The organism is Arthrobacter sp. JCM 19049, from assembly GCF_001310435.1.
The window spans coordinates 1-15,713 of the sequence record NZ_BAXF01000020.1 but is presented as its reverse complement, the minus strand read 5'-3'; the positions used below and the strand labels follow the sequence as shown (position 1 = coordinate 15,713).

At 62.7% G+C, this 15,713-nt stretch carries 5 protein-coding genes and 8 pseudogenes; 11 read left to right on the top strand and 2 right to left on the bottom strand.

Features of this window, described 5'->3' with window-relative positions; all coding sequences use genetic code 11:
- Window positions 1-151, bottom strand: a pseudogene (locus tag JCM19049_RS18060) (acetyl-CoA C-acyltransferase); the annotation flags it as partial.
- Window positions 152-637: 486 nt separating this feature from the next.
- Here JCM19049_RS18060 and JCM19049_RS23055 point away from each other — a divergent pair.
- From JCM19049_RS23055 to JCM19049_RS02265, 6 genes and pseudogenes are all read left to right on the top strand, one after another.
- Window positions 638-1,507: a hypothetical protein gene (locus JCM19049_RS23055; RefSeq protein ID WP_374700210.1), complete on the top strand. Its 870-nt coding sequence runs from the start codon at window positions 638-640 to the stop codon at window positions 1,505-1,507.
- Window positions 1,508-1,527: 20 nt separating this feature from the next.
- Window positions 1,528-2,208, top strand: a pseudogene (locus JCM19049_RS23050) (DNA-directed RNA polymerase subunit beta); the annotation flags it as partial.
- Window positions 2,209-2,582: 374 nt separating this feature from the next.
- On the top strand, window positions 2,583-2,963 hold the full coding sequence (locus JCM19049_RS23045) for a hypothetical protein (RefSeq protein ID WP_374700209.1): 381 nt from the start codon (window positions 2,583-2,585) through the stop codon (window positions 2,961-2,963).
- Between the two features lie 50 nt (window positions 2,964-3,013).
- Window positions 3,014-3,633, top strand: a pseudogene (locus JCM19049_RS23040) (DNA-directed RNA polymerase subunit beta); the annotation flags it as partial.
- A 24-nt stretch (window positions 3,634-3,657) separates the two neighbouring features.
- Complete coding sequence (locus JCM19049_RS23035; RefSeq protein ID WP_374700211.1) at window positions 3,658-4,092, top strand: hypothetical protein; 435 nt, start codon at window positions 3,658-3,660, stop codon at window positions 4,090-4,092.
- A 58-nt stretch (window positions 4,093-4,150) separates the two neighbouring features.
- Window positions 4,151-8,038, top strand: a pseudogene (locus JCM19049_RS02265) (DNA-directed RNA polymerase subunit beta').
- 348 nt (window positions 8,039-8,386) lie between these two features.
- Here JCM19049_RS02265 and JCM19049_RS18055 read toward each other — a convergent pair.
- A pseudogene (locus JCM19049_RS18055) lies at window positions 8,387-9,132 on the bottom strand (formylglycine-generating enzyme family protein).
- A gap of 165 nt (window positions 9,133-9,297) precedes the next feature.
- On the opposite strand from JCM19049_RS18055, the pseudogene JCM19049_RS02260 reads away from it, so the two are divergent.
- The 5 genes and pseudogenes from JCM19049_RS02260 (at window position 9,298) to tuf (ending at window position 15,441) form a co-directional block, all read left to right on the top strand.
- Window positions 9,298-9,909 (top strand): annotated as a pseudogene (locus JCM19049_RS02260) (recombinase family protein).
- A 1,073-nt stretch (window positions 9,910-10,982) separates the two neighbouring features.
- Window positions 10,983-11,357, top strand: a complete 375-nt coding sequence (gene rpsL / locus JCM19049_RS02255; protein WP_054820670.1) for a 30S ribosomal protein S12 — start codon at window positions 10,983-10,985, stop codon at window positions 11,355-11,357.
- A complete protein-coding gene (gene rpsG, locus JCM19049_RS02250; protein WP_054820669.1) occupies window positions 11,357-11,827 on the top strand; it encodes a 30S ribosomal protein S7 in 471 nt (156 codons plus the stop codon). Before rpsL ends, rpsG begins: the two co-directional genes overlap by 1 nt.
- A gap of 72 nt (window positions 11,828-11,899) precedes the next feature.
- Window positions 11,900-14,010: pseudogene (fusA, locus tag JCM19049_RS02245) on the top strand (elongation factor G).
- Window positions 14,011-14,253: 243 nt separating this feature from the next.
- Window positions 14,254-15,441 (top strand): annotated as a pseudogene (gene tuf, locus JCM19049_RS02240) (elongation factor Tu).
- Window positions 15,442-15,713: the final 272 nt, after the last annotated feature.

Genomic DNA, 15,713 nt, shown 5'->3' with positions numbered 1-15,713 from the left:
CCCCGGCGTTGTCCAGGGCGCCGGCGATGGCCGCCGCCCCCAGGTCGACCGCGGTCTGGGAGGCCAGGGCCCCCTTGAAACGGGTAAAGGGGGTGCGGGCTCCGCCGACGATCACGGCATCTTGGGGTGAGGACACGGCAACCACTTCCATTCGAAAAGCAACCAGAAAACTGGGGTGATGTTCTATCACTACAAGACTAATCCATGTGCACTTCACCACAGGAAAATGGGTGACGCTGCGGAGCGTGGGACGCGAGAACGCCGGCGGTGTGGGCGCTGACTAGGAACCGAAACGCTTCATCCGGGCCGGGGGCCACCGGGGGCGAAACGGGCGCAGAACTATAGCACGAAAATGGAAAATTGCTATCGACAAGCTTGCGCGCATGGGGTACAGTGGAAATTTGCGCCCCGACTGTATGCGCATGCGACCTTCATATAGCGGTGGGTTCGTATGTAACGAGGGTACCAGCCACTGGCAGGAACCTTAGCACAACGGGACGCTTCGGAAACCTGACGGTCTGTGGAAGGATCCATCTTGGTCGCCTCGAGCACCTCTAACAACCAAACCGCTAGTTCGGCTCGCGACGCTGCGTACGCTGGCCGACTTTCTTTTGCAAAGATTCACGAACCCCTTGAAGTGCCGAACCTGCTGGCACTGCAGACCGAGAGCTTTGACCGGCTCATCGGTAATGAGCGGTGGCAGGAGCGCCTGGCCGCCGCCGTGTCCGTCGGTGACAACAGTGTGCCGGACGTCAGCGGACTGGCCGAGATCTTTGAGGAGATCTCCCCGATTGAAGACTTCCAGGAGACCATGTCCCTGAGCTTCTCGGAGCCGGAATTCGCCGACCCGAAGTACTCGATCGCCGAGTGCAAGGACCGTGACGCCACCTACGCCGCCCCGCTGTACGTCAAGGCCGAGTTCATGAACAATGAAACCGGCGAAATCAAGCAGCAGACCGTCTTCATGGGCGACTTCCCGCTGATGACCGACAAGGGTACCTTCATCATCAACGGTACCGAGCGCGTGGTCGTCTCCCAGCTGGTGCGTTCCCCGGGCGCCTACTTCGAGTCCGCCCCGGACAAGACCAGTGACAAGACCATCTACTCCGCACGCATCATCCCGTCGCGTGGTGCCTGGTTCGAGCTGGAAATCGACAAGCGCGACCAGATCGGCGTGCGCCTGGACCGCAAGCGCAAGCAGTCGGTCACCGTGCTGCTCAAGGCCCTGGGCTGGAGCGAAGAGAAGATCCTGGCCGAATTCGGCCAGTACGACTCGGTGCGCGCCACCCTGGAGAAGGACAGCATCAAGGACCAGAACGAGGCCCTGCTGGACATCTACCGCAAGCTGCGTCCGGGCGAGCCGCCGACGGTGGAAGCCGCCCAGGCCCTGCTGCGCAACATGTACTTCGAGCCCAAGCGCTACGACCTGGCCAAGGTCGGCCGCTACAAGCTGAACCGCAAGCTCGGCGTGGAGACCCCGGTCAACGCCGAAAGCGCCTGGTGCTGAGCATCGACGACATCGTCGCCATGATCCGCTTCCTGGTTGCCCTGCACGCCGGTGAGCGCACCATCGAAGGCACCCGCGAGGGCGAGATCGTTCAGGTCCCGGTCGCCGTGGATGACATCGACCACTTCGGCAACCGCCGCATCCGCGCGGTCGGCGAACTGATCGAGAACCAGGTCCGCACCGGCCTGTCACGCATGGAGCGCGTGGTGCGTGAGCGCATGACCACCCAGGACGTGGAGGCGATCACCCCGCAGACCCTGATCAACATCCGCCCGGTGGTGGCCGCGATCAAGGAGTTCTTCGGAACCTCGCAGCTCTCCCAGTTCATGGACCAGAACAACCCGCTGGCCGGCCTGACCCACAAGCGCCGCCTCTCGGCACTGGGCCCGGGCGGTCTGTCGCGTGACCGCGCAGGCATGGAAGTGCGAGACGTGCACCCCTCGCACTACGGACGCATGTGCCCGATTGAAACCCCGGAAGGCCCGAACATCGGCCTGATCGGCTCGCTGGCAACCTACGGGCGCATCAACGCCTTCGGTTTCATCGAGACCCCGTACCGCAAGGTCGTGGACGGCGTGGTGACCAACCAGGTCGAGTACCTCACCGCCGATGACGAGCTGCAGCACTTCATCGCCCAGGCCAACGCACCGCTGACCGAGGACGGTCACTTTGCCGAGGACACCGTGCTGGTGCGTGAAAAGGGCGGCGGCGGCGAGCCGGTGCTCGTTGAGCCGGGCGAAGTGACCTTCATGGACGTTTCCCCGCGCCAGATGGTGTCGGTGGCCACCGCCCTGATCCCGTTCCTGGAGCACGACGACGCCAACCGCGCGCTGATGGGCGCCAACATGCAGCGCCAGGCCGTGCCGCTGCTGGCCTCCGAGTCCCCACTGGTGGGTACCGGCATGGAGAAGTACGCCGCGGTGGACGCCGGTGACTCCGTGGTCGCGCAGAAGCCCGGTGTGGTCACCGAGGTCTCGGCCGACCTGGTCGTGGTGATGAACGACGACGGCACCGAGTCGATGTACCCGATCATGAAGTTCGCCCGCTCCAACCAGGCAACGCCTACAACCAGCGCGTGCGCGTCTCCGAAGGCGAGCGCGTGGAGTACCAGTCGATCATCGCCGACGGTCCCTCGACCGACGCCGGTGAGCTGGCCCTGGGCAAGAACCTGCTGGTCGCGTTCATGTCCTGGGAAGGCCACAACTTCGAGGACGCCATCATCCTGTCCCAGCGCATGGTCTCCGACGATGTGCTGACCTCGATCCACATCGAGGAGCACGAGGTTGACGCCCGCGACACCAAGCTGGGTGCCGAGGAAATCACCCGTGACATCCCCAACGTGTCCGAGGACATCCTCTCCCAGCTCGATGACCGCGGCATCGTCTACATCGGCGCCGAGGTCGAGGCCGGGGACATCCTGGTGGGTCGCGTGACCCCGAAGGTGAAACCGAGCTGACCCCCGAGGAGCGCCTGCTGCGCGCGATCTTCGGTGAGAAGTCCCGCGAAGTGCGTGACACCTCGCTGAAGGTGCCGCACGGCGAGTCCGGCACCGTGATCGGCGTGCGCATCTTCGATCGCGACAACGACGACGACCTTTCCCCGGGCGTGAACCAGCTGGTGCGCGTCTACGTGCCCAGAAGCGCAAGATCACCAACGGTGACAAGCTCGCCGGGCGTCACGGCAACAAGGGCGTCATCTCCAAGATCCTGCCGATCGAGGACATGCCGTTCCTGGAGGACGGCACCCCGGTGGACGTCGTGCTGAACCCGCTGGGTGTGCCCGGGCGTATGAACGTCGGCCAGGTCATGGAAATCCACCTGGGCTGGGCCGCCAAGCAGGGCTGGACCATCGAGAACGAGCCGGAGTGGGTCAAGGACCTGCCGAACCTGCCGCGCCAGACCGGTTCGACCACCGTGGCCACCCCGGTGTTCGACGGTGCCTCCGAGGAGGAGATCCGCGGCATCCTGGATTCGGTGAACCCGACCAGCGACGGCCAGCAGCTGGTGAAGAACACCGGCAAGGCCCGCCTGTTCGACGGCCGCTCCGGCGAACCGTTCCCGGATCCGATCTCCGTGGGCTACATGTACATCCTGAAGCTGCACCACCTGGTGGACGACAAGATTCACGCCCGTTCCACCGGCCCGTACTCCATGATCACCCAGCAGCCGCTGGGCGGTAAGGCCCAGTTCGGTGGCCAGCGCTTCGGTGAAATGGAAGTGTGGGCCCTGGAGGCCTACGGTGCGGCTTACACCCTGCAGGAACTGTTGACCATCAAGTCCGATGACATTCACGGTCGCGTGAAGGTCTACGAGGCGATCGTCAAGGGCGAGAACATCCCGGAGCCAGGCGTTCCGGAATCGTTCAAGGTGCTCATCAAGGAAATGCAATCGCTGTGCCTGAACGTCGAGGTACTGGTACCGACGGCAACACCATCGAGATGCGCGAATCGGACGAGGAATCGTTCCGTGCCGCTGAAGAACTGGGCATCGACCTTTCGCGGTCCGAGCCCAGCTCCGTCGAGGAAGTCTAGGAACCACCAGCCTGCCGCCGGGGCGCGCACCGCGTGCCCGGCGCCGGGTCGGTGAGACCGACTTACCCATCACGTACTGACTTCAGACACCAGAGAAGAGAGATAAGGACCATATGTCCAGCGATTCCTCATTCGGCCTCATGCGCATCGGCCTTGCCACCGCGGAACAGATCCGCGCCTGGAGCTACGGCGAGGTCAAGAAGCCGGAAACCATCAACTACCGCACCCTGAAGCCCGAGAAGGACGGCCTGTTCTGCGAGAAGATCTTCGGTCCCTCGCGCGACTGGGAATGCTACTGCGGCAAGTACAAGCGCGTGCGCTTCAAGGGCATCATCTGTGAGCGCTGCGGCGTCGAGGTGACCCGCGCCAACGTGCGCCGTGAGCGCATGGGCCACATCGAGCTGGCCGCTCCGGTCACCCACATCTGGTACTTCAAGGGCGTTCCCTCGCGCTTGGGCTACCTGCTGGATCTGGCGCCGAAGGACCTGGAGAAGGTCATCTACTTCGCCGCTACATGATCACCAGCGTGAACGAAGACCGTCGCCACGCCGAGATGCCGAACCTGCAGGCCCAGCACGACCTGGAGCTGCGCCAGCTGGCCAACAACGCCGAAGCGGACAAGCGTGCCGTGCTGGCGGACCTGGAAGCCGAGCTGGAGCGCCTGGAGGCCGGCGGGGCCAAGGGTGCCGAGCTGAACAAGGCCCGCACCAACGCGGAGAAGACCGTTCAGCAGATCGAGAAGCGTTCCAAGGCCGAGGCCGAGCGCCTGCGCGCCGTCTGGGAGCGCTTCAAGGGCCTGAAGGTCGCCGACCTGGAAGGTGACGAGGGCCTGTACCGCATCATGCGCGAGAAGTACGGCCTGTACTTCGAGGGCTCGATGGGTGCCGAGGCAATCCAGAAGCGCCTGGCCACCTTCGACCTGAAGGGCGAGGCCGAGAACCTCAAGCAGATCATCGACAACGGCAAGGGCCAGAAGAAGACCCGTGCCCTGAAGCGCCTGAACGTCATCAACGCGTTCCTCACCACGGACAACTCACCCGAGGGCATGGTCCTGGACGCCGTTCCGGTGATCCCGCCGGAGCTGCGCCCAATGGTTCAGCTCGACGGTGGCCGCTTCGCCACCTCGGATCTGAACGACCTGTACCGTCGTGTGATCAACCGCAACAACCGCCTCAAGCGCCTGCTGGATCTCGGTGCCCCCGAGATCATCGTGAACAACGAAAAGCGCATGCTGCAGGAAGCGGTCGACTCGCTGTTCGACAACGGACGCCGTGGCCGCCCGGTCACCGGTCCGGGCAACCGCCCGCTGAAGTCCCTGTCCGACATGCTCAAGGGCAAGCAGGGCCGCTTCCGCCAGAACCTGCTGGGTAAGCGTGTTGACTACTCGGGCCGTTCGGTCATCGTGGTCGGCCCGCAGCTGAAGCTGCACCAGTGCGGTCTGCCCAAGCAGATGGCCCTGGAGCTGTTCAAGCCGTTCGTGATGAAGCGCCTGGTTGACCTGAACCACGCGCAGAACATCAAGAGCGCCAAGCGGATGGTGGAGCGCTACCGCCCGCAGGTGTGGGACGTGCTCGAAGAGATCATCACCGAACACCCGGTGCTGCTCAACCGTGCACCCACCCTGCACCGCCTGGGCATCCAGGCCTTCGAACCCCAGCTGGTCGAAGGCAAGGCCCTGCAGCTGCACCCGCTGGTGTGTGCCGCGTTCAACGCGGACTTCGACGGCGACCAGATGGCAGTGCACCTGCCGCTGAGCCCCGAGGCCCAGGCCGAGGCGCGCATCCTGATGCTCTCCTCGCACAACATCCTCAAGCCGTCGGACGGCCGTCCGGTCGCCCTGCCGTCGCAGGATATGATCATCGGCCTGCACCACCTGACCACCAAGCGTGAGCAGGAGAAGGGTGCCGGGCGCGTGTTCACCTCGGTCGCCGAGGCCATCATGGCCATGGACCGTGGGGACCTGCACCTGAACGCCCCGATCAAGATCCGCGTGGAGAACTTCGTCCCGTCCGCCGAGCAGCCTGCTCCGGAAGGCTGGGAAGAGGGCACCCCGGCGCTGATCGACTCCTCGCTGGGCCAGGTGCTGTTCAACGACACCCTGCCGGCCGACTACCCGTGGGTTGCCAAGGTGGCGGGCAAGGACGCGCTTTCGGAGATCGTCAACGACCTGGCCGAGCGCTACCCGAAGGTGATTGCCGCCGAGACGCTGGACAACCTGAAGGACGCCGGTTTCCACTGGGCAACCCGTTCGGGCGTGACCGTGGCGATCTCGGACATCACCTCGAACATGGACAAGACCGCCATCCTGGCCCCGTACGAGGAGCGTGCCCGCAAGGTGCAGGCCTCCTACGACAAGGGCCTGATCGCCGACACCGAACGTCGCCAGGACCTGATTGACATCTGGACCAAGGCCACCGACGAGGTCGCCGACGCGATGAAGGAGGCATGGAGGAACTGAACACCATTAACCGCATGGTGACCTCCAAGGCCCGTGGTAACTGGCTGCAACTGCGCCAGATTGCCGGTATCCGCGGCCTGGTGTCCAACCCGAAGGGTGAAATTATTCCTCGCCCGATCAAGTCCTCCTACCGTGAGGGCCTGTCGGTGCTGGAGTACTTCATCGCGACCCACGGTGCCCGTAAGGGCCTGGCGGATACCGCGCTGAAGACCGCGAACTCCGGTTACCTCACCCGTCGTCTGGTGGACGTGTCCCAGGACGTCATCGTGCGCGAGGAGGACTGCGGCACCCGCCGCGGCCTGACCGTGCCGATCGCCGAGGACATCGCCGGCTTCCGCAAGCTGCACGACACCGTGGAGAACTCGGCGTACACCCGCACGCTGGCCACCGACGTCAAGGACGCCGAGGGCAACGTGCTGGCCGAAGCCGGCTCGGACGTGGGCGACGTGCTGATCCAGAAGCTGTACGACGCGGGCGTGGATGAGATCCGCGTACGCTCCGTGCTGACCTGTGACTCGGCCGTGGGAACCTGTGCACACTGCTACGGCCGTTCGCTGGCCACCGGCAAGACCGTGGACATCGGCGAGGCCGTGGGCATCATCGCCGCACAGTCCATCGGTGAACCCGGTACCCAGCTGACCATGCGTACCTTCCACACCGGTGGTGTGGCCTCGGCTGATGACATCACCCAGGGTCTGCCCCGTATCCAGGAGCTCTTCGAAGCCCGTACCCCCAAGGGTGTGGCTCCGATGGCCGAAGTCACCGGTCGCGTGTCGATCGAGGACGACGAGAAGCAGCTGCGCGTGATCATCACCCCGGACAACGGGGATGAGAAGCAGGCCTACCCGATCCTGCGCCGTGCGCGCCTGGAGGTTGAGGAAGGCCAGCACGTGCAGGCCGGTACCCAGCTGACCAGCGGTACCCTGGACCCGAAGCAGGTTCTTCGCGTCCTCGGCCCGCGTGAGGCCCAGAAGTTCCTGGTCCGCGAGGTCCAGGACGTGTACCAGTCCCAGGGTGTGGGCATCCACGACAAGCACGTGGAAGTCATCGTGCGCCAGATGCTGCGTCGCATCACCGTCATTGAGTCCGGTGAGACCGACCTGCTGCCGGGTGTGCTGGCCGACCGTGCCCGCTTCACCGCCGCGAACCGCAAGGCCGTGGCCGAGGGCAAGCGTCCGGCAGCGGCCGTGACGAGATGATGGGCATCACCAAGGCCTCGCTGGCGACCGACTCGTGGCTGTCCGCGGCCTCCTTCCAGGAGACCACCCGCGTACTGACCCAGGCCGCCATGGAGGGCAAGGAAGATCCGCTGCTGGGTCTGAAGGAGAACGTGATCATCGGTAAGCTGATCCCGGCCGGTACCGGCCTGGACCGCTACACCCAGGTCACCGTGGAGCCGACCGACGAGGCCAAGGCCACGTTGTTCACCGGCACCTCGGCCTTCTCCTCGGGCCTGTACGACGACGGACTGGACGGCGGGCTCTCGCCCGAGTTCCAGGCCATCTCGATGGATGACTACGACACCGGGCAGGATTTCCGCTAAATCGGAAGCAGCCCCGTCGGCTCCAGATGGCGAAGCCCGTTCCCACCGCTATTTTGCGGTGGGGACGGGCTTCGCCCGTTAAGGACTTTGCCCAGCGGTGGACACCAAACCCTGTGGCTCAGCCGTGAACAGGATCCGGCAACCCTCGGATGGGTGACCCGTGCGTAGAGCGAGCGCGTTGCCGGAGTGATGCGGGGCAGGGGAGGGGACCGCAGTACGACACCTGTCAGTTTCCGAAGTCCTCAGAACTTTTGTCTGCAGTCCTCGGCACTAGGCTGATCCGTCCGCAAGGCGAACCTTCTGTGGGACACCCGCCGCCGTGTACATGGGCTGGCCTGCTTGGCAGTCTCAGTATCGCCGGGGCGTCCATCCCGATGGCAGCATGCCAGTGATCTTTCCCCGTTCAGAATCAGCATCGGCTGACCAGCCTTGCGCTGCCTGTGCGTCATCGAAGACACCCCGTGCCACGCGCAGACCAAGGTCCGGGTGGCTCATCCCGGGCGCACCACCCCGACGCGTCGAAGCCCGCACGCTCCACGACTTATCAGCGAAACCTCCCCCGCGGAAGATCCGGTATTCTCCGTAGCGGGCCGGATCGAGTAGATCCCAACACCATTCCCATACGTTTCCAAGGGTGTCGTGGAGTCCGAAGGCATTGGGTAGTTTTTGACCAACTTCTTGCGGTTTCTCTACCTTGTCATTTGCTGTCCACCCAATGGCATCGAGGGGGCCGTATTGTGGCCCCGTTGTGCCGGCGCGGCAGGCGTATTCCCATTCGGCTTCCGTGGGCAAGCGGTACCCAGAGGCGTTGGTCTGCCAAGTCACCTCACCGGCTTCGATGATGTATGCAGGGGCAAGTCCTTCATTCATTGACGCTGCGTTGCAAAACAGGATGGCTTCTAACCAGTTGATATCCACCACGGGTTCCTGGGAGCCTGTTTCGCTGGTACCCATCAGTTGCGCGTACTGCGCGGTGGTGACGGAAGTGGCCCCGTCTCGAAAGGTTCTAGATCGACGGTCCAGCGGCGTTTCCGTCGTGCATCATGCAATTCCACTTGTCCGGCTGGTAGCGGACGAAGGTCAAAGATTAGCATTCCACAATGCTCCCATGCCGTCCCGCAAGCCGGTCGTTCACCGGTACAAGTGCGGACAACTTCGGGTCCTGGCAACACTGGCAGGTTTCCGGGTCCGCCCGACTCCCGTATGACCCGACCGAGAAAATGCCCGGTAGAGGCACCCTAAACGGGACGCTCCCAATCATGACCGGACTCCTTATCGGGTACGCGCGCGTATCCACTAACGACCAAGACCTCGCCGCCCTAAAGAACGCGCTTATGGTCTCGGGCGTGGCTCCTGAGAAGATCTTCACTGATCAAGGCCGCACTGGCACGAATAGGGCGCGGTCCGGTCTCAGCGAGGCGATGGCCGCTTGCCGTGCTGGGGATACGTTGGTGGTGATGAAGCTTGACCGGATGGCGCGATCCTTGCGCGACGCGAAAGACATCGTTGATGAACTCACCGGCCGCGAGGTGTAGCTCAGCATCGGCGGATCAGTCCTCGACCCCATCGACCCTGTAGGTAAGCTCCTGTTCAACGTCCTGGCTATGGTTGCCGAGTTTGAGGCAGATCTGATCCGGGCACGCACGCGTGAGGGCATGGCTGTTGCAAGGATAAAAGGCAGACTACGCGGCAAGCCGCCCAGACTTTCCATCAAGCAAGAAGCACATCTAGTAGAGCTGCATCGCGCTGGGAACCGGACAACGACAGAACTTGGAGAACTATTCTCGGTGGCTAGATCGACCGTGTACCGCGCTCTCAGACGAGCAATGAACATCAAGTGGGGTCGCTCATTTATTTTCTGCGCAGGTTAGTACATAGGACTATTGCGCAAAGTCCAGCCCTGTGCAGTCACTTTCGGAAAATGACCACAACGCTAGCGTGTATCGGCACGAACTCCGTGAGCGGGTCGAGGAGCGACATCCGTGCTTCTAGGTTTTGCCAGGTACCGTCAGCTTAGCCCCAGGCGCGGCGCAGGCAGGCGAAAGGCTGGGTTGCGCGAAGCCGACGGTGAGCGAGCGGCTTACGCCATGATCCCGGGCAGTAGAGGGATCTCCACTGTCGATTATCAGCGGGACAAAAAGCACGACTAGTCGCATTTACACCCGGTGCTATTACGACTCTTGGGTGTGCAACAGGCGGCCTTGGGGAGCCAGGGGAGTGGAGTGCAGATTTGCGTGGCGCTGCCTCCCGAGGTTTGCGGACGGCCGCACACTGCCGGCCGCTAGACGATTCAACCCGGCACGCCGCGGATGCTGGCCGGCGACGCGGCATGGTAGGCGGCACTGTGCTCGCGCGCCTCCCCGAGCACGCATCCCTTCATCGGAAGCTTTCCCAGCCGTACATTCGGTGTCCTCCCGCGGCAACGGTATTGAGCCGGGTCCCTCGGTCGGTATGCCGCTCATCGTCCTTGTTGGCGTGTTCGGCCTCTGTCAGTAGGTCAGTCGAGGGTAGTCGCTCGCCGCAGGGTATGGCCGGGGATGAACCGGCCCGGCGCCACTGCCGGCACGCGGATATCCCGAATGATAGTGAGGCACATCCCATTGCTGGGCGGTGGGGCGCATGCGAAAATAGTAGGTGAGACACTCCGGGGCTCAACGCCTGCAGGACAAGGGTTTGCGAACTGGCAATCAACTGGTCATGTGGGCTTTGAATCCTGGATTTTCGGGGCTGGCAGGATTAATGCTAGACTCGTAACAATTGTTTTATGTGTGGCAAAATGGACGCGGTCCGGGTTGCGGGTAGGTTGCGCAACGAATGCCACACTTTCGCACGCCTAGAGACTTTTCGCTGAGTGCGCGATGGAACGAGCAGATAGCGCAGCAGTACCCGTCATCCGATGGATCGGCGGCGCCGAAGAATTTTAGAAAATTGGAAGGACACGAAAGTGCCTACTATTCAGCAGCTGGTCCGTAAGGGCCGCCAGCCGCAGGTAAACAAGGGCAAGGCCCCTGCCCTGCGCGGCAACCCCATGCGTCGTGGCGTGTGCACCCGTGTGTACACCACCACCCCTAAGAAGCCGAACTCCGCTCTGCGTAAGGTTGCCCGTGTGCGCCTGTCCGGCGGCGTCGAAGTGACCGCCTACATCCCGGGTGTCGGACACAACCTGCAGGAACACTCCATCGTGCTGGTGCGCGGTGGTCGTGTGAAGGACCTGCCGGGCGTTCGCTACAAGATTGTTCGTGGTGCACTGGATACCCAGGGCGTTAAGGATCGTAAGCAGGCTCGTTCCCGCTACGGCGCAAAGAAGGATGGTAAGTAATGCCGCGTAAGGGTCCGGCGCCGAAGCGCCCACTGGTTTCTGATCCGGTATACGACTCGCCGTTGGTCACCCAGCTGATCAACAAGGTGCTGGTCGGTGGCAAGAAGTCCACCGCCGAGCGCATCGTCTACGGTGCACTGGAAGGTGCCGCCGCCAAGTCGGGCGCCGATGCCGTTTCGACCTTGAAGAAGGCCATGGACAACATCCGTCCGGCCCTTGAGGTTCGCTCCCGCCGTGTGGGTGGCGCAACCTACCAGGTGCCGGTCGAGGTCAAGCCGGGCCGCGCCACCGCGCTGGCCCTGCGCTGGCTGGTTGGCTACTCCAAGGCTCGTCGCGAGAAGACCATGATCGAGCGCCTGCAGAACGAGATTCTGGATGCCTCGAACGGTCTGGGTGCCGCTGTGAAGCGTCGCGAAGACACTCACAAGATGGCCGAGTCCAACAAGGCCTTCGCACACTACCGCTGGTAAGAATCGCCTGGCGTCGCCGGCGGCGGGAACCCGCCGCCGGCCATGCCAAGCCTCAGCTCTTAGGGAGACAACGTGGCACAGGACGTGCTTACTGACCTGAACAAGGTCCGCAATATCGGTATCATGGCACACATCGATGCCGGTAAGACCACCACCACTGAGCGCATCCTGTTCTACACGGGTGTGAACCACAAGCTCGGTGAGACCCACGACGGTGGTGCCACCACCGACTGGATGGAGCAGGAAAAGGAACGCGGTATCACCATTACCTCCGCGGCCGTGACTTGCTTCTGGAACAACAACCAGATCAACATCATCGACACCCCCGGCCACGTTGACTTCACCGTTGAGGTGGAACGTTCGCTGCGCGTGCTCGACGGCGCAGTTGCCGTCTTCGACGGCAAGGAAGGCGTGGAGCCGCAGTCCGAGACTGTGTGGCGCCAGGCCGACAAGTACAACGTCCCGCGTATCTGCTTCGTCAACAAGATGGACAAGCTGGGCGCTGACTTCTACTTCACCGTGGACACCATCGTCAACCGCCTGGGTGCCAAGCCGCTGGTCATGCAGCTGCCGATCGGCTCCGAGTCCGACTTCGTCGCGTCGTTGACCTGCTGACCATGAAGGCATTCGTCTGGGAAGCGACTCCAAGGGTGACGTCACCATGGGCGCCAACTACGAGATCCAGGAAATCCCTGCCGATCTGCAGGAGCGTGCCGAGGAATACCGCAACAAGCTGGTTGAGGACGTCGCCGAGGGCTCCGAGGAACTCATGGAGAAGTACCTCGAAGGCGAAGAGCTGAGCAATGAAGAGATCAAGGCCGGTATCCGCGCCCTGACCGTCAAGGGCGAAGCTACCCGGTCTTCTGTGGCTCGGCCTTCAAGAACCGTGGCGTGCAGCCGATGATCGACGCGGTCATCGACTACCTGCCCTCCCCGCTGGACGTCGAGGCCATGGTTGGCCACGACCCCAAGGACGAGAGCATCGAACTGACCCGCGAGCCGAGCGAGGACGCACCGTTCTCCGCGCTGGCGTTCAAGATCGCTGCCCACCCGTTCTTCGGTCAGCTGAACTTCATCCGCGTGTACTCGGGCAAGGTCGCCTCCGGCGCCCAGCTGCTGAACTCCACCAAGCAGAAGCGCGAGCGCATCGGCAAGCTGTTCCAGATGCACGCCAACAAGGAGAACCCGGTTGATGAGATCCACGCGGGTCACATCTACGCCGTGATCGGCCTGAAGGACACCACCACCGGTGACACCCTGTGCGATCCGGCCAACCCGATCGTTCTGGAATCGATGACCTTCCCGGATCCGGTGATCTTCGTGGCCATCGAGCCCAAGACCAAGGGTGACCAGGAGAAGCTGTCGACCGCTATCCAGAAGCTGTCGGCGGAAGACCCGACCTTCACCGTTTCCCTGAACGAGGAAACCGGCCAGACCGAAATCGGCGGCATGGGCGAGCTGCACCTGGACATCCTGGTGGACCGCATGAAGCGCGAATTCCGCGTGGAAGCCAACGTCGGCAAGCCGCAGGTGGCCTACCGCGAAACCATCAAGAAGGCTGTGGAGAAGGTCGACTTCACCCACAAGAAGCAGACCGGTGGTTCCGGCCAGTTCGCGAAGGTGCAGGTCTCCTTCGAGCCGCTTGAGGTCGTTGAGGGCGTCAGCTACGAATTCAAGAACGCCATCACCGGTGGCCGCGTTCCGCGCGAGTACATCCCGTCGGTGGACGCAGGTATCCAGGACGCCATGCAGTTCGGCATCCTGGCCGGCTACCCGATGGTCGGCGTGAAGGCCACCCTGATCGACGGTGCCTACCACGACGTTGACTCCTCGGAAATGGCGTTCAAGATCGCCGGTTCGCAGGTCTTCAAGGAAGGTGCACGCCGCGCCAACCCGATCCTGCTCGAACCAGTGATGGCCGTCGAAGTCCGTACCCCGGAAGAGTACATGGGCGACGTCATCGGCGACCTGAACTCCCGCCGTGGCTCGATCCAGGAAATGTCCGATGCCTCGGGCGTCAAGGTCATCCGTGCCGCAGTGCCGCTGTCCGAGATGTTCGGTACATCGGTGACCTGCGCTCGAAGACCCAGGGTCGTGCGGTGTACTCGATGACCTTCTCGACCTATGCTGAAGTTCCGAAGGCCGTGGCCGACGAGATCATTCAGAAGTCCCGCGGCGAGTAATCGCCTCAGGCACCAACACTTGGCCGTGACCCCGCCCGTGTGGGGGAGTGGCCGATCGCGAGGCCGGTTCCAAAGCCATTGAAACCGGCCTCGCAAACGGCCAACGAGGGATCCATCACAACCGGATCCCGCAGAGGACCGAAATTTCCATATTTATCCATGCCCCCAGTAGACTGATTCCAGTTTCGTTTGCGAACCGCGCAGACGGAAATACGTCTTCTGAAATGTTTCTAGGAGGAACCTGTGGCAAAGGCAAAGTTCGAGCGGACTAAGCCGCACGTCAACATTGGCACCATCGGTCACGTTGACCACGGTAAGACCACTTTGACGGCTGCCATTTCCAAGGTGCTTGCTGACAAGTACCCGGATCTGAACGAGCAGCGCGACTTCGCTAGCGTTGACTCCGCACCGGAAGAGCGCCAGCGCGGTATTACCATCAACATCTCGCACGTCGAGTACCAGACCGAGAAGCGTCACTACGCACACGTCGACGCCCCGGGCCACGCTGACTACGTGAAGAACATGATCACCGGTGCCGCCCAGATGGACGGCGCAATCCTGGTGGTTGCCGCTACCGACGGTCCGATGGCTCAGACCCGCGAGCACGTTCTGCTGGCTCGCCAGGTTGGCGTTCCGACCCTGCTGGTCGCACTGAACAAGTCCGACATGGTCGAGGACGAAGAACTGCTCGAGCTGGTGGAGATGGAAGTTCGCGAACTTCTGTCCTCGCAGGCTTCGACGGTGACGACGCCCCGGTTGTCCGCGTTTCGGGCCTGAAGGCTCTGGAAGGGACCCGGAGTGGACCAAGGCCATCGAAGACTGATGGATGCCGTTGACACCTTCATCCCGGATCCGGTGCGTGACCGTGACAAGCCGTTCCTGATGCCGATCGAGGACGTCTTCACCATCACCGGTCGCGGTACCGTGGTGACCGGCCGCGCCGAGCGTGGCACCCTGGCCATCAACTCGGAAGTTGAGATCGTTGGCATCCGCCCGATCCAGAAGACCACCGTTACCGGTATCGAGATGTTCCACAAGCAGCTCGACGAGGCCTGGGCAGGCGAGAACTGTGGTCTGCTGCTTCGCGGTCTGAAGCGCGAAGACGTGGAACGCGGTCAGGTTGTTGTGAAGCCGGGTTCGATCACCCCGCACACCAACTTCGAGGCCAACGTCTACATCCTGTCCAAGGATGAAGGCGGCCGCCACAACCCGTTCTACTCGAACTACCGTCCGCAGTTCTACTTCCGCACCACCGACGTCACCGGCGTCATCACCCTGCCGGAAGGCACCGAGATGGTTATGCCGGGCGACAACACCGAAATGTCGGTTGAGCTGATCCAGCCGATCGCCATGGAAGAAGGCCTGGGCTTCGCTATCCGCGAGGGTGGCCGCACCGTTGGTTCGGGTCGCGTCACCAACATCACCAAGTAAATACCTGGATGATGTTCTAGACCGCGAGGTCTAAGTTCAAAAAATTCCCCGTGACTCCGCAAGGAGTGACGGGGAATTTTTATGCCCATACGCGTAGCAAAGCCGACATTTAGTCAAAAAGCTGGTTGAATTGATCCAGGTTCATACACGTCGGCGTACGCAAGAAAACGGGGGAGCGGCATGGGCTACACCATCTTGGTCATCATCATCGCGGTGGTGGCCTTCCTGATCGGACGGCGCACCGCCGCCGGCCGCCGCAGCCAGCAGCTCGG